Here is a 19,385-nt window from a genome sequence, read left to right as displayed (position 1 = left end):
GCCACGTCGTTGGCGTGCCGGACCCGCGACTCGTTCGCGAAAGTTTCTCAGAACTAGGGCAAGACCCGGAGTGATCCGGCCGATGTCCGCCCTTGGTGTCGTGGAGAGGCGTTCCGAAGACGCCGATTCAACCACTCCTAGGAGAGACTTCCGATGGCTAAGAAACGTGCCAAGAAGGCCGCGAAACGCACCACCAAGCGCGCGACCAAGAAGAAGACCGCCAAGAAGCGCGCCACCAAGAAGCGTGCGACGAAGAAGCGGGCTACCAAGAAGCGCGCCACCAAGAAGCGTGCCACGAAGAAGCGCGCGACCAAGAAGCGTGCGACCAAGAAGCGCGCGACCAAGAAGCGCGCGACCAAGAAGCGCGCGACCAAGAAGCGCGCGACCAAGAAGCGCGCGACCAAGAAGCGCGCGACCAAGAAGCGCGCGACCAAGAAGCGTGCGACCAAGAAGCGCGCGACGAAGAAGGCCGCGACGCGCCGTCGCTGATCTTCGACAGGCACGACGCGGCGTAATCCCCTCGTCGCGTCGAACTCAACTACCGCCCGGTTCGCTTCTGCGTGCCGGGCGGTGGTCGTTCGGGACGGCCCGGTGGCGGAGTCTGGTTCCCATGGGAGGCGTAAGCGCGCTTCAATGGGAGGGTAGCGTTACCGGAAGTGCCACTTGACCTTCCGATGCGCGGGTCGCTGGGCCCCGCTGGACGGTAGGGCCACCTGGACCGAGCTCGCGGCCACGGGAGATCTCCCGAGTCTTCCCCTTTCGATGGGTCCAGGTCGCGCGGGGGCGGTGACCAGCCGCCGGCTCGGACGGGCTCCCGGGCCAGGGCCTCGATCAGCTGCGCTGGCGCAGGGCTTCGATCTCGGCCGCGATCTGGTCGTCCTCGAGTTTGGCGAACAGGCCGTCGACCTCCCCGAGGGCCTGGCCGCTCGGGAAGGATCGCCACGCACCGGCCACGGGGGCGGCCGGCCAGCTGGCATCCTCGACCGCACCCGCGCCCCCGACCATGGCCCACAGTTGCTGGGCCTTGCCGGGCATGAAGGGGCTCATCCAGCGGGCGGTGAGCGCGATCCACTCGGCCGCCGTGGCCAGTGCCGCCGCGGCCCGCGGCAGGTCGGTCTTACGCAGGGTCCAGGGCGCCGCCCGGTCGACGAACACGTTCGCTATCCGCGCGTTGGCCACGAGCTCCTCGGCCGCACGTCGGAAGCGGAACTCGCGGATCGAGGCGCCCGGATCGGCGACCTCCCCGCACTCCGAGAGCAGCAGCGCGTCGAACTCCGCGGCGTGGTCCCCGACCGGCGGAATCGCCCCGTCGAAGTGCTTGCCGCAAAAGCGCAGGACCCGCGTGGCGAGGTTGCCGATCGTGTCCGCGAGCTGGGCGTTGACGCAGTCCTGGAAGCCTTCCCAGCGCCACTCGCTGTCGGCGGTCTCCGGGCCGCTGGCGAGCAGGTAGAAGCGCGCGGCCTCGGCGTCGTAGCGATCGAAGAACGCGTCCAGATCGATCGACCAGCCCCCCGAGGTCGAGAACTTGCGTCCCTCGAGGTTGTAGAACTCGTTGGCCGGGACGGCCCAGGGCAGGATCCAGCCATCCTGCTGGCCGTAGAGCATGGCCGGGAAGATCAGGCAGTGGAACGGGATGTTGTCCTTGCCGATGAAGTTGACTAGCCGCGTCTCGGGGTCCTTCCACCAGCGCTTCCAACCGTCCGGATCGCCCTGGGCCGCGGCCCACTCGGCGGTGATCGAGACGTAGCCGATGGGGGCGTCGAACCAGACGTAGAGCACCTTGCCCTCGGCGCCCTCGGCCACGTCGGTGGGCACGGGCACGCCCCAGCTCATGTCGCGCGTCATGGCGCGCTCGGGCACGTCCTTCAGCAGCCCCTCGATGAAGGCCCGCACGTTGGGCTTCCAATCGTGGTCGCGGGTCCACTGGCCCAGGTACTCGTCGCGCAGCTTGGGCAGGTCCAGGTACCAGTTCGTGCTCATGCGCCGCTCGAGCGCCTCGCCCGAGAGCTTCGACCGCGGCTGCCCCAGGTCCAGGGCGTCGTGCCACGAGCCGCAGTTCGGGCACTCGTCGCCGCGGGCCTCCTCGAAGCCGCAGTTGGGGCAGGTCCCCACCACGTAGCGGTCGGCCAGGAAGCGCTCCTCGCCCGGGCTGTAGAGCTGCTCCTTCTCGCGCGCGTTGAAGTAGCCACCGTCCACCAGCCGCCGGAAGAACTCCTGGGTGAATTCCACGTGGCGCGGCGACACGCTCGTGCCCGACCAGCGATCGAAGGCGATGCCCAGCCGGTCGAACATGGCTTTCATGCCGTCGCGCCAATGGGCCACGTAATCGGGGTACGGCTCGCCCTTCTGGTCGGCGCCGATGGTGATGGCTACGCCGTGCTCGTCGGCGCCGCAGACGTAGAGCACTTCCTCGCCCTGCATCCGCAGGGTGCGGACGTAGACGTCGGCGGGCAGGTAGGCCCCGGCCACGTGTCCGAAGTGGAGCGGACCGTTGGCGTAGGGCAGGGCGCTGGTGACCAGGTAGCGGGGCATGGATCGTCTTCCGGGGCTCGGGGGCGGACAGGTTAGCCGCTGGCCCGGGACCTCCGCTCACCTGCCGTCGCGCAGAAGCCGCTTGTCGAGGCGGCAGAACAGCCACAGGCCACCGACCGAGGCCGACGGCACCACCACCACGGGGCCCAGGAAGGGCACGCCGAAGAGCAGCCCGCAGATCAGCCCGTACAGGGCCATGGTGGCCGCGTGGCGCCCGAGGAAGTCGAGCCGCGCCCGCAGGCCCAGGCCGCGGCGGCTGAAGGGCAGGTCGAGCAGGGTGATCGAGGTCGCGAAGCCCGCGCCCACCGCGTAGACGTAGGGGCCGATCAGGGGCACCAGGTAGACCGGCAGGAACAGCACCAGGAGCACGCCGGAGACGGTCAGGCCCAGGAGGCTCGCGCGCAAGGCGCGCAGCTCGACGCTCGCGACCCAGAACAGCCAGCGGCCGTAGCGCGGCCGGGCCAGGCCGATCGCGACCGCCGGGGCGGCGGCGATCAGGGGCAACAGCAACAGGCTCCAGCCGTGGAGCCGCGGCAAGAGGGCCAGGGCACAGGCGGCGCCGACCAACGCGCCCAGGATGCTGGCGCGCAGGTTCAGCCGCGCGTCGTTGCCCTCTGGGCGCTCGAGTCGGTTGCGCGGATCCTCACCGAACCAGCGGGCTTCGATGCGCCCGTGGATCTCGTCGAGGAAGGGGCCGGCCACGGTCTCGAACAGCAGGCTGAAGGCGAACCACCAGACCAGGGCGGCCACGAACAGCACGCCCAACAGGCCCAGGCCCTGGGCGGCGAGCAGCACCAAGCCGCGGCGGATCGGCCATTCGAGGACGCTCGCCAGCCAGCCGGGCAGGTGGTTGTGGAGGTCGACCTCCTCGGGCACCACGCCCGAGAGGACCCCGTCGATCCAACGCCAGATGAGGATCGTCGCGACCGCGAAGGCCAGCACGGTCAAGAGCATCGGCGGAATCAGCCAACGCTTGGTGCCCGGGGTGCTCAAGAGGAAGCCGGCACCGCGGAACAGGGCGCTGGCCCCGGCGGCCAGCCCGCCAACCGGTCCGGTCTCGCCGGCCAGGCTGGGCTCGCGCGGCTCGCCCCCGCAGTGGGGGCAGGGCTCCGCCGGCGCGTGGTAGCCGCAGCGCCTGCAGGGCACGGGCTTGCCGCGCGCCGGGAGGGCCGCCGGCTGTTGTGAATCGGGAGCAGTCATCCAGATCTGGCGCGTGTGGGGCTCCGAGAGGCGGCCCCCGAGGGCCGGTAGCGGAGCGATCCCTGTGCTATAAGAGCGGGTTCATCAGCGCCGAGGAAGAGTCAATTGAGCCCCTCCGCGGCGCCTCTCTCGGACCGACCCATTCGACCCCGCGCGGCGCCTGGCGCCGGACGGACCCCCGCGAGCCCACGATCCAAGATGGCTGAGTACCGGCACCTCGACTACATGCTCCTCGACGAGAAATTCAGCGAGGAGGAGCTAATGGTGCGCGACGCCGTGCGCACCTGGACCAGCGAGCGGTTCATCCCGCTCATCATGGACCACTTCGAGGCGGGCACCTTCCCGACCGAGCTGACCCCCGAGCTCGCCGAGCTGGGCGTCTTCGGTCCGACGATCCCCGAGGAGTACGGCGGCGCCGGGCTCAACTCGGTGTCCTATGGCCTGATCTGCCAGGAGCTCGAGCGCGGTGACTCCGGTCTGCGCTCCTTCGTCTCCGTGCAGGGCTCGCTGGTCATGTACCCGATCTACGCCTTCGGCTCCGAGGAGCAGAAGCGCGAGTGGCTGCCCCAGCTCGCCAGCGGCAAGGCCATCGGCTGCTTCGGCCTGACCGAGCCCGACGCCGGCTCGAACCCGGGCGGCATGCTGACCAACGCCAAGCGCGACGGCGGGGACTGGATCCTCAACGGGCGCAAGATGTGGATCACCAACGGCACGATCTCCGACGTGGCGATCGTCTGGGCCCAGACCGAGGACGGCATCCGCGGCTTCTGCATCCCGACGAACCTGCCCGGCTTCAGCGCGCCGGAGCAGAAGCACAAGTGGTCCCTGCGGGCGTCGATCACCTCCGAGCTGGTGCTCGAGGACGTGCGCGTGCCGGACTCGATGCGGATGCCGGAGACGACCAGTCTGCGCAACCCGCTGATGTGCCTCACGCAAGCGCGCTACGGCATCGCCTGGGGCGCGATCGGCGCGGCCAACAGCGTGTTCGACGAGGTCCTCGGCTACACCAAGGAGCGCATCGTCTTCGACAAGCCCCTGGCCGGCTACCAGATCCCCCAGGCCAAGCTGGCGGAGATGGCGACCCAGATCACCATGGGGCAGATGCTGGCCCTGCAGCTCGGGCGCCTCAAGGACGAGGGCAAGATGACCCCGGCGATGGTCAACATGGCCAAGCGCAACAACGTCCACGTCGCGCTCAACATCGCGCGCACGGGCCGCGACATGCTGGGCGCCAACGGCATCAGCCTCGAGTACCAGACCGGCCGCCACATGTGCAATCTGGAGTCGGTCTACACCTACGAGGGTACGCACGACATCCACACCCTGGCCATCGGCAACGAGCTGACCGGCATCCCGGCCTTCCGCTAGTCGGTAGCTCCTGCGACCGCCCGCCCGGCTCGGCTCGGTAGGCGTTCGTACGGTGCCAGGCACGAAACCGCCGCCTACGCGCACCGGCCCGCAGCCGCCAACGGCGGTTGCGGGCCGGTGCGAAGAGGCGGCGGTTTCGTGCCTGGCACCGTACGAACGCCTACCGAGCCGGGCACACCTAGCCATGAGCGACGACTCACCTCGCCCCACGCGCCGCCTGCCCTTGCACTGGCTCTTCGCGATCGGCCTGCCGGCCTCGTGGCTGGCCGGCCCGCTCGGGGTCGACGCCCTGTGGTTCCTGGCGGGGCCGGCGAACCTGCTGCACGTGGGGGTGGCGCTGGGCGCGGTGCTCGGCATCGACGCCCTGCGGCAGGGCCGGCGTTGGCTCGGTTGGACCCTGCTGCTCAATCCGATCGTCCTGGGCGCTTGGTGGGCCCCACGCATCCTCGCGCCGCAGGGACTAAAAGCCGCGCCCCTCGGTGCCTCGGCCGACCTGCAGGTGGTCGCTTGGAACCTGGGCTCGGCCGTCGCTTCGCCCGACGACGCGGCCAGTTGGATCGCGGAGCAGGATGCCGACGTGGTCGCCCTGTGCGAGCTCAACGCCCAGGTCGCGGCGGAGCTCGTCGCGCGGCTCTCGGAGCGCTACCCCTATCGCGTCCTCCACCCCCTCGGCGTTCCCGGTCGGGGGGTCCTGAGTCGCTTCCCGATCGTCGAGACCGAGTTCTTCCACCTCGAGGGCGAGCGAGCACACCTGGACGTGACCCTCGACGTGAATGGCCGGCCCCTGCGGCTGACGGTGGTGCACCTGTCGCTCTTCGCCGCGCTCCTGGGCCGCGCCGACGGCAGCGTGCGTGACCTGGGCCCGCTCACGGACGGCTTGCTCGCCAGCCCGCCGGGCCTGCTCCTGGGCGACTTCAACTCGTCCGAGACCAGCGCCGTCTACGCGCGCCTCGCGGCGAGCGGGCTGGTGAACACCTTCCGCGAGGCGGGGGAGGGCCTCGGGTTCAGCTTCCCCCTGCCCGGCCGCTACAAGGGCCTCCCCCTGCCGCCCATCGTTCGCATCGACCACGTCTGGCGCACACCGGGCCTGGTCGCGCGCCGGGCGAAGGTCGGCTCCGACGGCGGTGCGGACCACCTGCCGCTGATCGTCGACCTCGACTTCGTCGACTGATCCTCGAGTCCGCGCCATCGGGCCGAGGGGCCGGGAGGGCTCCCCCGGCTCGCCCAAAGGGGGGCGAGCCAGCCTGTTGCGACGGGGCGGGTCTTGGGCGGCCTGTCGGACCGGAATCTTGCGCGGCTTGCCGGGCAGGAAATCTGCGACTGAAGTGGCATATCCTGTGCCACTTTTGTACTGTCTCGGCGCAAGCAAGAGACTAGGCGGTCCTGATGTCCTGTGCGGTGTCGCCGCCCCTCCTCTCGTCCACCCCGACCACCCCGACGTCAGCGACGACGATGCTTCCGTCATTCCGTGCGACCCCGTCCGCCCTCGATCCCGACCCCTTTCGGACCGAGGCCATTGCTCTGGTGGCCGTCTTCGCACTGGTCATCCCCGCGATCAGCCTGGGCATAGACCTGACCCGCCCCGAGCCGCATGTCGACCCCTGGCTCCAGTGGGGGCAGACGCTGGGTGTCTCCATGGGCGACCTGGCCCAGGGCCGGATCACCTTCGAGAACGCCTGCTCCCTTTGCCACGGAGATGACGCAACTGGCGTGGTGCGCCTCGGCAAGCCGCTTCGCAACAGCGGCTTCGTTCAAGGCCACAGCGACGAGGAGCTCTTCGAGCTGATCGTCCAGGGTCGTGATCCGAGTGACCCGGCGAACACCACCGGGCAGTTCATGCCTGCGCGGGCCGGTCGCGAGGACCTGGAAGAGCAGCGCTTGCAGAACGTCGTGCACTACCTGCGGACGCTGCAGGAGCCCGGGGTCCCACCAGTCTCGATCGAGGACTGGATCGTCGAATCCAGCGCTGCGGGCAGTGGCGCGCCCTCGGCTGTCGCCGGTAGTGCCGGCCACGAGGTCTTCGTGGCGAGCTGCTCCGCCTGTCACGGGTTAGCCGGTGAGGGCGTCCCCGGCCTGGGCAAGGCGCTCGCGAACAGTCCCTTCGTCGCCGAACAGAGCGATGACGACTTGATGGCGTTCGTCAAGACCGGCCGACCGATCTGGGACGCCTCCAACACGACCGGTGTCGACATGCCGGCCAAGGGCGGCAACCCCGCACTCGGCGACGACGATCTGGCCGAGATCGTGAAGTACATCCGTTCGCTCCACGGCGAGTGACCGGACCGAACGACGAGGGGCTCGACGTCGGCGTCATTCGACGCGCGAGTCGCAGCCCGCTCCGACTACGCATTCCCCGTAGCCCTTCTCTCGGAGGACCGACCATGAACCCTGCTTTCCGTGTGTTGAGTGCCCGCGCGCTCGCACTTGCGCTGCTGCTCAGCGTGGGTGCGAGCTCCAGCCTCGCCTTCCAGTCGATGGATGACGTCCGCGCCGCCGCCACGGCGCGCGGGCTGACCACCGCCGACCTGCTCGCCGCCGCCAAGACCTTCACGCCCAGTGGGATGTTGGACGAGTACGTGATGTTCTCGTCCGGCGGCCACAGTGGCCAGGTATTCGCGATCGGCATGCCCTCCATGCGTCTGCTGAAGACGATTGCCGTGTTCACGCCGGAGCCCTGGCAAGGGTGGGGCTACGGCGTCGGCGAGGAGGTCATGGCGGGCGGCGACTACGGCGGCGAACCGGTCCGCTGGGGCGACACCCACCACCCGGCCCTGTCCGAGACCGCCGGCGACTACGACGGCCAGTGGCTGTTCATCAACGACAAGATCAACGCCCGCGTGGGCGTGATCGACCTGCGCGACTTCGAGGCCAAGCAGATCGTCAAGAACCCGCTCACGGTCAGTGACCACGGCGGCACCTTCGTCACACCGAACACCGAGTACGTGATCGAGGGTGGCCAGTACGCGACCCCGTGGGGCTCGGCCTACGCCCCCTTGAGCGAGTACAAGGAGTCCTACCACGGCTCGGTGACGCTGTGGAAATTCGACCGCCGCGCCGGTCGCATCGACCGCTCCAAGTCCTTTGCGATGGAGCTGCCGCCCTACTGGCAGGACCTGTCCGATGCCGGCAAGGGCGCCAGCGACGGGTGGTTCTTCCTCAACTCGATCAACACAGAGATGGCCACCGGTGGCATCGAGAGCGGAAATCCGCCCTTCGAGGCCGGCGTCAGCCGCAACGCGACCGACTACCTCCACATCATCGACTGGAAGGGCGCCGAGCGCGTCTTCCAGGCCGGCAAGGCCGACATGATCGAGGGGTTCCCGGTGATCAGCATCAAGACGGCGGTCGCCGAGGGTCTGATCTACCTGACGCCCGAGCCGCGCAGTCCGCACGGTGTCGATGTGGCCCCCAAGGGTGACTTCGTGGTCGTCTCGGGCAAGCTCGACCCGCACGTCACGGTCTACTCCACGGCCAAGCTCAAAAAGGCCGTCGCCGCCAAGACCTTCTCCGGTCGCGACGACTGGGGCATTCCGATCCTCGACTTCGACGCGGTCGTCGAGGCCCAGGTCGAAGTCGGCCTCGGTCCGCTCCACACCCAGTTCGGCCCGGAGGGCTACGCCTACACCTCGCTCTTCCTGGATTCGGCGGTGGCCCGCTGGACCATGGGTGGCTCCTACGGTGCAGGGACGCCCGAGCCCGATTGGACCCTCGTCCACAAGACTCCGGTCCAGTACAACGTCGGCCACATCGGTGTGGCCGAGGGCGACACGGTCAGCCCGGACGGCAAGTACCTGGTGGCCTTCAACAAGTGGTCGGTGGATCGCTTCCTGCCCCCCGGCCCGCTGCTGCCCCAGAACTTCCAGCTGATCGACATCGCCAATCAGGGCACGAGCATGCCCGTGATCTACGACATGCCGATCGGCATGGGCGAGCCTCACTACGCGCAGATCTGCAAGGCCGACAAGCTGAACCCCTGGAAGGTCTACCCCGAGGTGGGCTGGGATCCCCTGCACCAGCGGGCCGACTTGATGGCGCCCAAGCCGGGCATGGAGCGCGTCACCCGCAACGACGAGGAGGGCTCTGTCGAGGTCTTCATGACCGCCGTCCGCAGCCACTTCAAGCCCGAGCACGTGGCGGTCAAGGTCGGTGACACCATCACCTGGCGCATCACCAACATCGAGCGCGCGGTCGACGCCACCCACGGCTTCGCGATCCCGCAATACAACATCAACCTGAGCCTCGAGCCAGGTGAGACGGCGACGGTGGAGTTCACGGCACACACGGCCGGGACCTTCCCCTTCTACTGCTCCGAGTTCTGCTCTGCGCTGCACCTCGAGATGGTCGGCTACCTGTTGGTCGAACCGACCGAGTAGTCGCGTCCGGGCGGGCGCCGGATCGCCGGCGCCCGCCACCATATCGCCCGTCCGTCCCTCAGCTCCCAACCGAAGGGGACCTCGATGTCCTCCACGCTGCTCCAGAAGGTCGCCGGCCCGCGGGTCGACTCCGACGCCATGGCCGACGACGGCCTGCGCTACCGCCTGCCGTACCTGCTGCTGCTGGCGGCCCGGATCCTGATCCTGGTGTCCCTGTTCCTGCCCTATTGGGAGATGGACCTGGTGGCGCCCCAGTACCCGGACAACCTGCACCTCACGGCCTACGTCAACAATCTCGGCGGGGACGTGGCGGAGATCGACGGGCTCAACCACTACATCGGGATGCGGCCGCTCGGCGAGGCGGCACAGCTCGAGCGGCGCTACGGCGTCTTCGCGTTGGTCGGGCTGGTCGTGATGCTCGAGATTGCCGCTCTGGTACACCGCCGCTGGGCGACGCTCTTGATCCTGCCAGGGATCCTCTTCCCGGCGATCTTCCTGCTCGACCTACACCTGTGGATGAGCCACTTCGGGACGAACTTGGATCCCTATGCGCCACTGTCGAACTCGATCGAGCCCTTCGTCCCGCCGATCCTCGGCGTGGGGGAGATCGGCCAGTTCAAGACGATCGCGGAGCCAGGGACAGGTCTTTGGCTCGCCATCGGGGCCTCGGTCGTGATGCTGCTGGCCCTGTGGTTCCATCGACGCGCCTTCCGCCCGTTGGTCATAGAGGCCAAGAGCGGTGCCCACTGATGGTTGCTGGGCTAGCCTCTCCGACCGGCAGCCGTCGGCGGATGCTGGTGTCGGCGCTCGGGTTCGCGATCCTCGGTGTCGCGGCGAGCGCGGCGGCAGTCGACGACACGCGCACCCTCGGGGTCGAGCGGATCGTCGCCCTGATCGAGGCGTCCTCGGACGGCGAGACGATCCAGATCCCGGCCGGGACCTACGTGGGGAACCTGGTGATCGAGCGCTCCGTGGTGCTCGAGGGTCGCGGCGAGGTCGTGATCGACGGCGGCGGGGAGGGCACCGTGGTGACCATCCTGGCGCCGGGGGTGACCCTGCGCGGACTGCACGTGCGCGGCAGCGGCGCGGGGGTCGACCGTGAGCCGGCCGGGATCCGCGCCGAAGTCGGACCGTCGATCATCGAGGACAACGTCCTGGAGGACGTGCTCTTCGGGATCGACCTGCGCATGGCGTCGGACTCGATCGTGCGTCGCAACCGCATCGTCGGGATGCCCCTGGAGGCCGGGCGCCGCGGTGACGGGATCCGTCTGTGGTGGAGCCACGACTGCGTCGTCTCGGACAACTGGCTGCGCGGCGTGCGGGACCTGGTCCTGTGGTACTCCGAGCGCTTGACGATCGAGCGCAACGATGTGGCCGACAGCCGCTACGGGCTGCACTTCATGTACAGCCACGAGACGAACGTCGCGGACAACCGGCTGCACCAGAACTCCGTTGGCATCTACCTGATGTACAGCCGGCGCATCACGCTGCGCGGGAACTCCCTACGGCAGAACCGCGGGCCCAGCGGCTACGGCGCGGGTCTCAAGGACTGCGACGACATCTTGCTCGAGGACAACCTTTTCGTCGCCAACCGCGTCGGTGTGTACCTGGACAACTCGCCCTCCAGCGTCGACGCCGTCGGTCGCATCGCGAACAACCAGTTCGTCTACAACAAGGTCGGCATGCTTGTCACGCCCAACACCCGACGCAACGTCATCACGGAGAACGGCTTCGTGGAGAACGAGGAGCAGGTGACCGTGCACGGGCGCGGAGAGCTCTCCGGGAACGCCTTCCACGAGCTGACGGAGGCCGGACCGCGCGGGAACTACTGGTCCGACTACCCCGGCTTCGACCTCGATGGCGATGGCCTGGGCGACCTGGCCTACGAGCCCCGGTACCTGTTCGAGGACCTCCTGGCCCGTGAGCCCAACCTGCGCCTGTTCGTGCACAGCCCGGCCCAACGGGCGATCGAGTTCACGGCACGGGCCCTGCCCGAGCTGCGCCCGGCGCCGAAGTTCGTGGATCCTGATCCACTCATGTCGCCGCCTGCCTCGCGACGCGTGGGGCCGGGCCCCGACCGCGGGAACTTGGGCCAGGTGGCCCTGGGCCTCGCGTTGCTCGGGGTGAGCACCGCGATCGGATTGGGCGCCCTGCGCGCCGCCGCCCCTGGAACCGAGGTCTGCTGATGATCACCATTCGGGACCTGACCAAGCGCTTCGGGCGCGTGTGCGCCCTGAGCGAAGTGAGCTTCGACGTCGAGGCTGGCGAGGCGGTCGCCCTGTGGGGTGGCAACGGCGCCGGCAAGACGACGCTCTTGCGCTGTCTGCTCGGTGCCCTGCGGCACGGAGGCAGCGTCGAGGTCGACGGGCTCGATGCTCGCCGACAGGGCAAGGCGGTGCGAGCGCGCATCGGATACGTGCCCCAGGAGCTGGCCTTCCACGACGACATGCGCGTCGGTGCTGCCCTGGCCTTCTTCGCGCGGCTGCGCGTCGAGAGCCTGGGACGCGCTGCCGAGATCCTCGCCCGTGCCGGTCTCGCGGGTCATGAGCGCAAGCGCGTGCGCGACCTCTCCGGAGGCATGAAGCAGCGCCTGGCCCTGGCTGTCGCGACCCTCGGCGATCCGCCGGTGGTGGTGATGGACGAGCCCACGTCGAACCTCGACGCCGCCGGTCGCGCCCAGGTCGTGGAGAGCCTGCGCGAGCTGCGGCGCAGCGGCAAGACAGTGCTGTTCTCGTCCCACCGGCCCGAGGAGGTGCGGGCCCTGGCCGATCGCGTCCTCGTACTCGACGGCGGACGGCTGGTGCGAACGGCCACGCCGGACGAACTCTGGCCCAGTGGCGACGGCGGACCGCGCTCCACGCTGCACATCCCCGATTCAGATCGAGAGCGCGCGCTCGAGGTGCTGGCGGCGGCGGGTATCGAGGTGCTCGACGGCGTCCGCGACGAGCTCGCGCCGGGCGCGGATCAGCTTGCGCGGAGCGGCGTCTGTGAGGCGGTGCGCGGCGACGCGCAGGGAGCAATTCAATGATCGAGCTAGCCATCCATCGACCCGGACTCGAGGCGCCTCGAGCCATGACCCCTGCCCTGGCCTCCAGCTTCACCTGCGTGCTCGCCTTCGCGCGCCGCGAGCTGCGCGAGGCGCTCACCAGCCGCTGGTTCGTGCTCTACGGCTTGGCCTTCGCGGCGCTTTCCGTGTCGGTCTCGTACGTCTCCCTGGCCAGCGCCGGCTCCGAGGGCCTGGCCGGGTTCGGCCGCACCGCAGCCGGTCTCCTGAACCTGATCATGCTGGTGGTGCCGCTGATGGCGTTGACCGCCGGTGCCGGCAGCCTGGCCGGCGAACGGGAGCGCGGCACGCTAATCTACCTGGTGGCCCAACCGGTCTCCCGCTGGGAGGTCCTGCTGGGCAAGTTCCTCGGCCTGGCCGCGGCCTTCGTCGCCTGCCTGTGCGGGGGCTTCGGCCTCTCGGCTCTGGTCCTGGCCTCGCGCGGCGCGGTCGGAATCGACTCCTTCGTGATGCTCGTCGCGGCGACCAGCCTGCTGGCCCTGGTGATGCTCGCCCTGGGCTTCGTGATCTCGGTCTTCTCGCGCAAGTCGAGCGTCGCCACCGGCGTGGCCCTGTTCACTTGGCTGTTCCTCGTTCTGCTCAGCGACCTCGGTCTGATGGCGGGCAGCGTGCTCTTCAAGCTGCGCGTGCAGGAGCTCTTCGCCCTGTCGGTCCTGAACCCGCTGCAGGCCTTCAAGCTGGGCGTGGTGCAGGGCCTCGAGAGCTCCCTCGATGTGCTCGGCCCGGTGGGGGTGTACGCCAGCCAGACCTGGGGGGAACGCCTTCCCTGGCTGCTCTTCGGCGTCCTCTGTGCCTGGGGAATGCTGGCCTTCGCCGTGGCGGCCTTCGGCTTCTCGCGGAGCTCGACGGCGTGAGGGTGCTCGCAGCCCTGGTACCGGTCTGCGCCGCGATCTCCGCCTGCGGGGCCGCGGACCCGGACGCGCCGCCGACGATCGTGCCCGACGCCTCGGTCTGCGCCGAGTGCGACATGATCATCAGCGACCTGCGCTTCGCGACGGCACTGGTCGTGCGCGACGAGCGCGGCGGGGGGCGTGCGCTGCTCTTCGACGATCTCGGCGATCAGCTGATCCACGAGCGCGAGCACCCCGAGTACGAAGTGCTGGCGCGCTGGGTGCATGACCATGGGACGGAACAGTGGGTCGAGGCGGAGTCCGCCTGGTACCTGCGCTCCGACGCGTTGCTCACCCCCATGGCCTCTGGGCTGGCTGCATTCGCTGATCGCGACGCGGCGGTCGAGCTGGGGCTCGAGCTCCCCGGAGAGGTCCTCGAGTTCCACCAGCTGCGCGCCCGCTAGGCATCGAAGGCTGCCGCCAACTCCCCCGGCGCCGGTTCGATCGCGGTGGCGAGTGGGTCGTAGACCAGCGCCTTGAGCAGGATGCCGTAGACCGGGCCGAGCATGGCCGAGCCGAGGCCGACGATGGTCTCGACCGGGCTGGCCTGGCCGGAGGTCGCGGCCAGTAGCACGAAGAGCGAGATCAGGCCGAGCAGGAACGACAGGGCGCCCACGGCCACGGCCAGGCCGCCGAGCTCGCGCAGGATCGACCCCGCCGCCTCGCGTGCGTCGGTGGGGCGATCGTCGAGATCGCTCGCGAACGCGAGAGCGAAGGCGCGTGGGGCCGAGAACCCGCCGCTGGCCAGGGCCTGGAGGATGAAGGGCAGGGCCGCGACCAGCAGGAGCTGTTGCGGCGCCCAGAGCAGGGTCAAGTCGAGTCCCGCGAGGCGCAGGGCGAGGGGGCCGGCAGCGACGGCGCCGAGCAGACCGAGGAGTCGTTGGATGTTCATGGCGAAGCTGTCAGCGGGGATTCAGGACGCGGAAGTCCAGCAGGGTGAAGAGCACCAACACCGCCGGGATCATTACCAGCAGGAGCGGAACCGAGACCTCGGCCCAACCTCGTTGGGTTCGTCCGTGGCGCTCGCCGGCCCGCGAGGCAGCATTCGAAGCACACGCGCCGAGGGCGCAGCGCCCGATGAGCAGGGCGTAGGCCGGGGGCAAGAGGCCGAGGGTGATCCCCTCGGCCAGGAATGCGGGCGCTGCGTCCGTGGCTCCCGCGGCGACGGCACTGGCGATGATCAGGCTGCTGATGGCGAGCACGAGTCCGGTGGCCATCGTCGCGCGCGAGGCGCTGGCCAGGGCCCGGACAGCGGTCGCCGCCTCCGACTCGCGACCCACCCCCGCGATCTGACGCAGGCCGGCGCGCAGGCCCCGTCCGCCCGTGGCGAACCAGGCCGCGGCCAAGCCGGGGATCGTCACGGCCACCGCGCTCGGCAGGGAGTCCTGGAACCACCCGCCGAGGCTGAAGCTCAGGTCGAAGCCCTCTCCTGGCAGTGCCGTGGGGAGGAACATTGCCGGGATGAGGATGATCAGCGCCATCCAAGCGCCGAGGTGCAGGGCCGCGCGCGTCTGCCGTAGGCCGTGATCCATGGCGCTCATCGAGGCAATTCCGTCAAGGCCGTAGCCAGCTCGAGGGTGATCGCCGCCGCGCGCCGCTCGAAGGCACTGTCCGCCTGCACCCGCACCGCCGGCAGGGCCAGGGCCCCTGCTGCGGCGACGCCGATGGCGAGCACTGGGCCGCGCTCGTGGCGCTCGGCGGGGGGCTCGGGGAAGGCCAGCTCGAGCAGCTCGCGCGGGGCTTCGAGTCGCGCACGGCCGCGCAGGGCCAGGCGCTGTTCCAAGGTCTCGTTCATCGTAGATCTCCGTCGAGCCGTCGGCGCAGGACCTCCAGGCCCTGGGCGCTCCAGCTCTTGGCGGTACGTAGGGAGACGCCGAGGGTCCGGGCGACCTCGGCGTGGGTCAGGTCCTGGGCGAAGCGCAGCTCGAGCGCCGCGCGCAGGTTCGCCGGCAGCTGGGACAGGGCAGTCTCCAACTCCTCGTCGAGCAGGGTGGGGGCGTGCTGGTGGTGCAGCTCCTCGCGAGCCGCGGCGCGCTCGCGCCGGTCGCGTCGGTCCCGCGAGCGCCGCTCGTCGCGCACTCGGTTGGCCGCGATGCGGAGCATCCAGGCTCGCACGGATGAACCACGCTGCTCGCGTCCGTGGCGCGCGACGCTGAGGAACACGTCCTGCAGGGCGTCCTCCGCGGAGCTCCGGTCGCGCAACGTCCGCTCCAGGAACGACAGCACCGCCGCCCCGTGGCGGGCGTAGAGCTCCGCCAACGCCCTCCGCGCCCCCTGGGGGTCGTCGGGATCCAGCGCGGCCAGGAGCTCGGCATCCGCCCGCTCCCGACCCGGGTCGGGGGTCGGCTGTGTCGTGGCTCTCACGGTGGCGAGGACGAGGCCCATCGTCCCCTCGACGTCACCGATCGGGAGGGGGTGCAGCGAAATCCCCGACGGACCGCGCCCGCGGGCCTACTCGTCCTCGCCCAGGTGCCGCTCGAGGTCGCGCACGAGGTTCGTGAGCGCCTCCATCTCGTCGATGTCGAGGTTGCCCTCGGTCTTGTGGGCCAGCATCCGCAGGTCCTGCAGGACCATCCGCGCCTGGCTCTCCTCGCGCCGGGCCTTGCCCGTGGCGGGGTTTTCGATCAGACCCAGGCTCAGCATCGCCTGGTAGCCGAGGCGGGTCAGGAACAGCTTGAAGTCGCCCCCGGGGAGCATCGCTTGCTCACTCACGCGCGCGTCCCTTGCGGCTGCAGCACGCCGCTCGACTTGCCCGTGGCCCGCTCGCGAGCGGCCTGCACGAAGCCGCGGAAGATCGGGTGGGGGGCCAGGGGCCTGCTCTTGAACTCGGGGTGGTACTGGACGCCCATGAAGAAGGGGTGGTCGGTCAGCTCGACGATCTCCACCAGCCCCAACTGGGGGTTGATGCCGGTGGCGCGCAGGCCGGCGGCCTCGAGCCGCTCGCGGTAGGCGTCGTTGAACTCGAAGCGGTGGCGGTGGCGCTCGGAGATGCGGTCCACGCCATACAGGTCGTGGGCGCGGCTGCCGGGCACCAGGTCGCAGTCGTAGGCGCCCAGGCGCATGGTGCCGCCCTTGTTCTCCACACCCTTCTGCTCCTCCATCAGGTGGATCACCGGATGGGGCGTGTGGGGCGAATGCTCGAGGGTGTGGGCGCCCTCGAGCCCGGCCAGGTGCCGGGCCGCCTCGATCACCGCGCACTGCATGCCGAGGCAGATCCCGAAGAAGGGCACGCCCTCCTCGCGGGCCCAGCGAATGGCCTCGATCTTGCCCTCGAGGCCGCGCTCGCCGAAGCCGCCGGGCACCAGCAGCCCGTGGACGCCGCCCAGCACCGCCGCCGGACCGCGGTCGGCCACGTCCTCGGCGCTGACCTTGCGCAGCACGATCTCGCAGTCGTTCGCGATGCCCGCGTGGGAGAGGGACTCGTAGATCGACTTGTAGGCGTCGTGCAGCTCGATGTACTTGCCGACCACCGCGATCTCGACCCTCGTGTCGCAGGCGCGGATCCGTTCCAGCATCGCCATCCAGTCGGAGATGTCGGGCTCGCCGCGATCGGTCAGGTGCAGGTGATCGACGATCATGCGGTCGGTGTGGGCCGTCATCAGGCTCACCGGCACTTCGTAGATCGAGAACTCGACGTCGCGCTCCTCGATCACCGCCTCCTTGCGCACGTTGCAGAACAGGCTGATCTTGCGCGCCATGTCCTCGGTCATGGGCTGCTCGGTGCGACACAGCAGGATGTCCGGCTGGATCCCGATCTCGCGCAGCTTGCCGACCGACTGCTGGGTCGGCTTGGTCTTCATCTCACCCGCCGCGCGCAGGAAGGGCAGCAGGGTGACGTGCACGTACATGCAGTCGTGGCGATCGTTCTCGAGCCCGAACTGCCGGATCGCCTCCATGAAGGGCAGGCTCTCGATGTCGCCCACCGTGCCGCCGATCTCCGTGATGGCCACGTCCACGTCGTCATCGGTGACGCCGGCGTAGATGGCCTCCTTGATCGCGTCGGTGATGTGGGGGATGACCTGTACCGTGCGGCCCAGGTAGTCGCCGCGGCGCTCCTTGCGGATCACCGACTGGTAGATCTTGCCGGTGGTGTAGTTGCTCGACTTACGCAGCACCGCGTGGGTGAAGCGCTCGTAGTGCCCCAGGTCGAGGTCGGTCTCGGCGCCGTCGTCGGTGACGTAGACCTCGCCGTGCTGGAAGGGGCTCATGGTGCCCGGGTCGACGTTGATGTAGGGGTCGAGCTTCTGCATCGACACCTTCAGCCCGCGGCGCTCCAGGAGCATCCCGATGGCGGCCGCCGAGAGGCCCTTGCCGAGGCTCGAGACGACACCACCGGTGATGAAGATGTGCTTGGTCATGCTGGTTGAGCGGCCGGTGGGCCAGTCGAGGATTCAGGCGGGGGGTCGCCGGCCAGGGGGGAGTCGGCGAGGGGAGCGCGTCGGCAGCGGGACACGAAGGCGCGGTAGTCCTCGGGCGTGTCGATGCCACGGGGCGCCCGCGTCGCGGGGAGCACGTGAATCGTCCCGCCGGCTTCGAGCCAGCGGAGCTGTTCGAGCTTCTCGGTTTGCTCCAGCACACCCGGTTGCGCGTCGCAGAACGCGTGCAGCGCCTCCGGGCGGTAAGCGTATACGCCCAGGTGCCTGTGGGCCCGCGGCGAGTCGCCTCCGTGACCTCGGGCGGGAATGGGGGCGCGCGAGAAGTAGAGCGCGCGCCCGGCGGCGTCGGTCACGACCTTGACCACCTCGGGGCGCGTGAAGTCCTCGGCGGCGTCGATGGCAATCGACAGGGTCGCCAGGCGCACCTGGGGGTCGCGGAAAGCGGCAACCAGTCGCGTGAGGTCACCCGGGTCCAGGTCCGGCTCGTCCGCCTGGACGTTGACCACCACCTCCGGCTCGGGCCCCGCCAGGGCGGCCAGGGCCTCGCGCACGCGATCGGTGCCGCTGGGGTGGGCCGGGTCGGTCATGACGGCCTCGACGTCGACCTCCGCAGCGGCACGCAGCACCTCTTCGGAGTCGGTGGCCAGGATCACCCGCTCGAGGGCACCGCAGCGCCGGGCGTTGGCGACGGTGTGCTCGAACAGGTAGCGACCGGTCTCTCGCAGCAGGACCTTACGCGGCAGGCGGGTCGACCCGAGCCGGGCGGGGACGATCGCCAGGGCGCGCGGCGACGCGCCGGCCGGGCCGGGCGTCGTCGTTCTGCTGTCCACCGACACGGCGGCTCAGAGCTCTTCGCCGGGGCGTTGGGTCGACCACCGGGCCCGGCCGCAGGCCGGTCGGCGTCCCGGACGCGCGGCCCCATCGGCCGGAAGCGTCACCAGGTCGGATTCGGTGGTCGGCGAGGTCACGGTCTCAGCCTTCGATCCCCGGACCTGAGCCCGAGAACGCGCCCTTGTTCTGGGCGTCTTCGATGGACTGGAAGCCACGCACGTTGCTGAAGGCCAGGCTCAGGAAGGTGGCCATCCCGACCACCGCGCTGCGCTGCTCGTTGCTGGCGTTGGGGTGCGAGGCCACGTGACGGACCACTCCGTCGACCTCGACCTCGATCACCTTGGTCGCGCCGCTCAGACCGTTCGAGGGCCCCGGACCGGGTTGGGCGAAGTCGTCGAAGTGGTACTGCTCGAGGTCGCGCAGCAGGGCGTCCATCAGCCCGTCGGGCACGATCTTCACGTTGGCCGTGTCGCGCGCGCGCGAATAGAAATCGACGGCGTCGGTGTGCGACTCGCTGCGCAGCTCGATCGAAATCGCATTGCCGGTGAACTGGCGCATGGTCACGCGCGCGGCGAGCTCGTCACCCTTGCCCGTGCTGGCGCAGCTCGTCAGGAGCGCTGTCAAGCCGAGTAGGACCGTCAGGAAGAAGGACCCGCGCACTCCGCGAGCTCGGTCGGCGGATTGCGGGCGATGCACGAACTCGATCGGGTGAGTCAGGTTCACGGGCGTCTCGAAGTCTCGACGGAGTGGG

Annotated in this window: 20 protein-coding genes; 10 read left to right on the top strand and 10 right to left on the bottom strand. The window is 69.7% G+C overall.

What is annotated here, in order from left to right; translation table 11 throughout:
* Positions 1-153: 153 nt before the first annotated feature.
* Positions 154-489, top strand: coding sequence for a hypothetical protein (locus Pla133_RS26485; protein ID WP_419191691.1), 336 nt, complete (start codon positions 154-156; stop codon positions 487-489).
* Between the two features lie 342 nt (positions 490-831).
* Here the strand turns inward: Pla133_RS26485 and metG are convergent, their stop codons facing one another.
* Together metG and Pla133_RS18025 are read right to left on the bottom strand one after the other, a co-directional pair.
* Positions 832-2,532: a methionine--tRNA ligase gene (metG, locus tag Pla133_RS18030; RefSeq protein ID WP_145067786.1), complete on the bottom strand. Its 1,701-nt coding sequence runs from the start codon at positions 2,530-2,532 to the stop codon at positions 832-834.
* A 57-nt stretch (positions 2,533-2,589) separates the two neighbouring features.
* The gene (locus Pla133_RS18025) at positions 2,590-3,732 is read right to left on the bottom strand and encodes an EI24 domain-containing protein (protein ID WP_145067784.1); all 1,143 of its coding nucleotides are present in this window, start codon (positions 3,730-3,732) and stop codon (positions 2,590-2,592) included.
* A gap of 198 nt (positions 3,733-3,930) precedes the next feature.
* Between Pla133_RS18025 and Pla133_RS18020 the strand changes: the two genes are divergently transcribed.
* The 9 genes from Pla133_RS18020 (at position 3,931) to Pla133_RS26480 (ending at position 13,831) form a co-directional block, all read left to right on the top strand.
* A complete protein-coding gene (locus tag Pla133_RS18020) occupies positions 3,931-5,100 on the top strand; it encodes an acyl-CoA dehydrogenase family protein (RefSeq protein ID WP_145067782.1) in 1,170 nt (389 codons plus the stop codon).
* A gap of 184 nt (positions 5,101-5,284) precedes the next feature.
* Entirely contained in the window at positions 5,285-6,271 is a 987-nt protein-coding gene (locus tag Pla133_RS18015) for an endonuclease/exonuclease/phosphatase family protein (RefSeq protein ID WP_145067780.1), read from the top strand.
* Positions 6,272-6,552: 281 nt separating this feature from the next.
* The gene (locus Pla133_RS18010; RefSeq protein WP_419191690.1) at positions 6,553-7,377 is read left to right on the top strand and encodes a cytochrome c; all 825 of its coding nucleotides are present in this window, start codon (positions 6,553-6,555) and stop codon (positions 7,375-7,377) included.
* A gap of 104 nt (positions 7,378-7,481) precedes the next feature.
* Positions 7,482-9,473: a Sec-dependent nitrous-oxide reductase gene (nosZ, locus tag Pla133_RS18005; protein WP_145067776.1), complete on the top strand. Its 1,992-nt coding sequence runs from the start codon at positions 7,482-7,484 to the stop codon at positions 9,471-9,473.
* A gap of 84 nt (positions 9,474-9,557) precedes the next feature.
* The gene (locus Pla133_RS18000; RefSeq protein ID WP_145067774.1) at positions 9,558-10,223 is read left to right on the top strand and encodes a cytochrome C; all 666 of its coding nucleotides are present in this window, start codon (positions 9,558-9,560) and stop codon (positions 10,221-10,223) included.
* Positions 10,223-11,659: a nitrous oxide reductase family maturation protein NosD gene (nosD, locus tag Pla133_RS17995; RefSeq protein ID WP_145067772.1), complete on the top strand. Its 1,437-nt coding sequence runs from the start codon at positions 10,223-10,225 to the stop codon at positions 11,657-11,659. Before Pla133_RS18000 ends, nosD begins: the two co-directional genes overlap by 1 nt.
* On the top strand, positions 11,659-12,501 hold the full coding sequence (locus tag Pla133_RS17990; RefSeq protein WP_145067770.1) for an ABC transporter ATP-binding protein: 843 nt from the start codon (positions 11,659-11,661) through the stop codon (positions 12,499-12,501). Before nosD ends, Pla133_RS17990 begins: the two co-directional genes overlap by 1 nt.
* Before the next feature lie 44 nt (positions 12,502-12,545).
* Positions 12,546-13,391 carry an ABC transporter permease gene (locus Pla133_RS17985; protein WP_145067768.1) on the top strand — a complete coding sequence of 282 codons (846 nt, stop codon included), beginning with the start codon at positions 12,546-12,548 and terminating at the stop codon, positions 13,389-13,391.
* Positions 13,388-13,831 (top strand): nitrous oxide reductase accessory protein NosL, encoded by a 444-nt coding sequence (locus tag Pla133_RS26480; RefSeq protein WP_419191689.1) that lies wholly within the window; start codon positions 13,388-13,390, stop codon positions 13,829-13,831. The genes Pla133_RS17985 and Pla133_RS26480 overlap by 4 nt, the downstream gene beginning before the upstream one ends.
* Here the strand turns inward: Pla133_RS26480 and Pla133_RS17975 are convergent.
* The 8 genes from Pla133_RS17975 to Pla133_RS17940 all read right to left on the bottom strand — a co-directional run bounded on the left by Pla133_RS17975 (position 13,828) and on the right by Pla133_RS17940 (position 19,357).
* Positions 13,828-14,319, bottom strand: a complete 492-nt coding sequence (locus Pla133_RS17975; RefSeq protein ID WP_145067764.1) for a hypothetical protein — start codon at positions 14,317-14,319, stop codon at positions 13,828-13,830. The genes Pla133_RS26480 and Pla133_RS17975 overlap by 4 nt on opposite strands.
* 10 nt (positions 14,320-14,329) lie before the next feature.
* Positions 14,330-14,968, bottom strand: coding sequence for a hypothetical protein (locus tag Pla133_RS17970; protein WP_145067762.1), 639 nt, complete (start codon positions 14,966-14,968; stop codon positions 14,330-14,332).
* The gene (locus Pla133_RS17965; RefSeq protein ID WP_145067759.1) at positions 14,965-15,222 is read right to left on the bottom strand and encodes a hypothetical protein; all 258 of its coding nucleotides are present in this window, start codon (positions 15,220-15,222) and stop codon (positions 14,965-14,967) included. Before Pla133_RS17965 ends, Pla133_RS17970 begins: the two co-directional genes overlap by 4 nt.
* On the bottom strand, positions 15,219-15,791 hold the full coding sequence (locus Pla133_RS17960; RefSeq protein WP_419191688.1) for an RNA polymerase sigma factor: 573 nt from the start codon (positions 15,789-15,791) through the stop codon (positions 15,219-15,221). The genes Pla133_RS17965 and Pla133_RS17960 overlap by 4 nt, the downstream gene beginning before the upstream one ends.
* Before the next feature lie 87 nt (positions 15,792-15,878).
* The gene (locus Pla133_RS17955) at positions 15,879-16,139 is read right to left on the bottom strand and encodes a DUF1844 domain-containing protein (protein ID WP_145067755.1); all 261 of its coding nucleotides are present in this window, start codon (positions 16,137-16,139) and stop codon (positions 15,879-15,881) included.
* Positions 16,136-17,785 carry a CTP synthase gene (locus Pla133_RS17950; protein WP_145067753.1) on the bottom strand — a complete coding sequence of 550 codons (1,650 nt, stop codon included), beginning with the start codon at positions 17,783-17,785 and terminating at the stop codon, positions 16,136-16,138. The genes Pla133_RS17955 and Pla133_RS17950 overlap by 4 nt, the downstream gene beginning before the upstream one ends.
* The gene (kdsB, locus tag Pla133_RS17945; protein ID WP_145067751.1) at positions 17,782-18,633 is read right to left on the bottom strand and encodes a 3-deoxy-manno-octulosonate cytidylyltransferase; all 852 of its coding nucleotides are present in this window, start codon (positions 18,631-18,633) and stop codon (positions 17,782-17,784) included. The genes Pla133_RS17950 and kdsB overlap by 4 nt, the downstream gene beginning before the upstream one ends.
* Positions 18,634-18,775: 142 nt before the next feature.
* The gene (locus Pla133_RS17940; RefSeq protein WP_145067749.1) at positions 18,776-19,357 is read right to left on the bottom strand and encodes a hypothetical protein; all 582 of its coding nucleotides are present in this window, start codon (positions 19,355-19,357) and stop codon (positions 18,776-18,778) included.
* Positions 19,358-19,385 lie beyond the last annotated feature (28 nt).

Source organism: Engelhardtia mirabilis (genome assembly GCF_007748095.1).
Taxonomy (GTDB): Bacteria; Planctomycetota; UBA1135; order UBA1135.
Note: the sequence above shows the minus strand (reverse complement) of the source record. Positions and strands in the feature narration are given on the sequence as shown.

Coding starts and splice junctions, on each gene's coding strand:
- nosD (WP_145067772.1), top strand. CDS start 10,223: ATGGTTGCTGGGCTAGCCTCTCCGACCGGCAGCCGTCGGCGGATGCTG.
- nosZ (WP_145067776.1), top strand. CDS start 7,482: ATGAACCCTGCTTTCCGTGTGTTGAGTGCCCGCGCGCTCGCACTTGCG.
- Pla133_RS17970 (WP_145067762.1), bottom strand. CDS start 14,968: ATGAGCGCCATGGATCACGGCCTACGGCAGACGCGCGCGGCCCTGCAC.
- Pla133_RS18010 (WP_419191690.1), top strand. CDS start 6,553: ATGCTTCCGTCATTCCGTGCGACCCCGTCCGCCCTCGATCCCGACCCC.
- Pla133_RS17985 (WP_145067768.1), top strand. CDS start 12,546: ATGACCCCTGCCCTGGCCTCCAGCTTCACCTGCGTGCTCGCCTTCGCG.
- Pla133_RS17975 (WP_145067764.1), bottom strand. CDS start 14,319: ATGAACATCCAACGACTCCTCGGTCTGCTCGGCGCCGTCGCTGCCGGC.
- Pla133_RS17965 (WP_145067759.1), bottom strand. CDS start 15,222: ATGAACGAGACCTTGGAACAGCGCCTGGCCCTGCGCGGCCGTGCGCGA.
- Pla133_RS18015 (WP_145067780.1), top strand. CDS start 5,285: ATGAGCGACGACTCACCTCGCCCCACGCGCCGCCTGCCCTTGCACTGG.
- Pla133_RS17990 (WP_145067770.1), top strand. CDS start 11,659: ATGATCACCATTCGGGACCTGACCAAGCGCTTCGGGCGCGTGTGCGCC.
- Pla133_RS18025 (WP_145067784.1), bottom strand. CDS start 3,732: ATGACTGCTCCCGATTCACAACAGCCGGCGGCCCTCCCGGCGCGCGGC.
- Pla133_RS17950 (WP_145067753.1), bottom strand. CDS start 17,785: ATGACCAAGCACATCTTCATCACCGGTGGTGTCGTCTCGAGCCTCGGC.
- Pla133_RS18020 (WP_145067782.1), top strand. CDS start 3,931: ATGGCTGAGTACCGGCACCTCGACTACATGCTCCTCGACGAGAAATTC.
- Pla133_RS26485 (WP_419191691.1), top strand. CDS start 154: ATGGCTAAGAAACGTGCCAAGAAGGCCGCGAAACGCACCACCAAGCGC.
- metG (WP_145067786.1), bottom strand. CDS start 2,532: ATGCCCCGCTACCTGGTCACCAGCGCCCTGCCCTACGCCAACGGTCCG.
- Pla133_RS18000 (WP_145067774.1), top strand. CDS start 9,558: ATGTCCTCCACGCTGCTCCAGAAGGTCGCCGGCCCGCGGGTCGACTCC.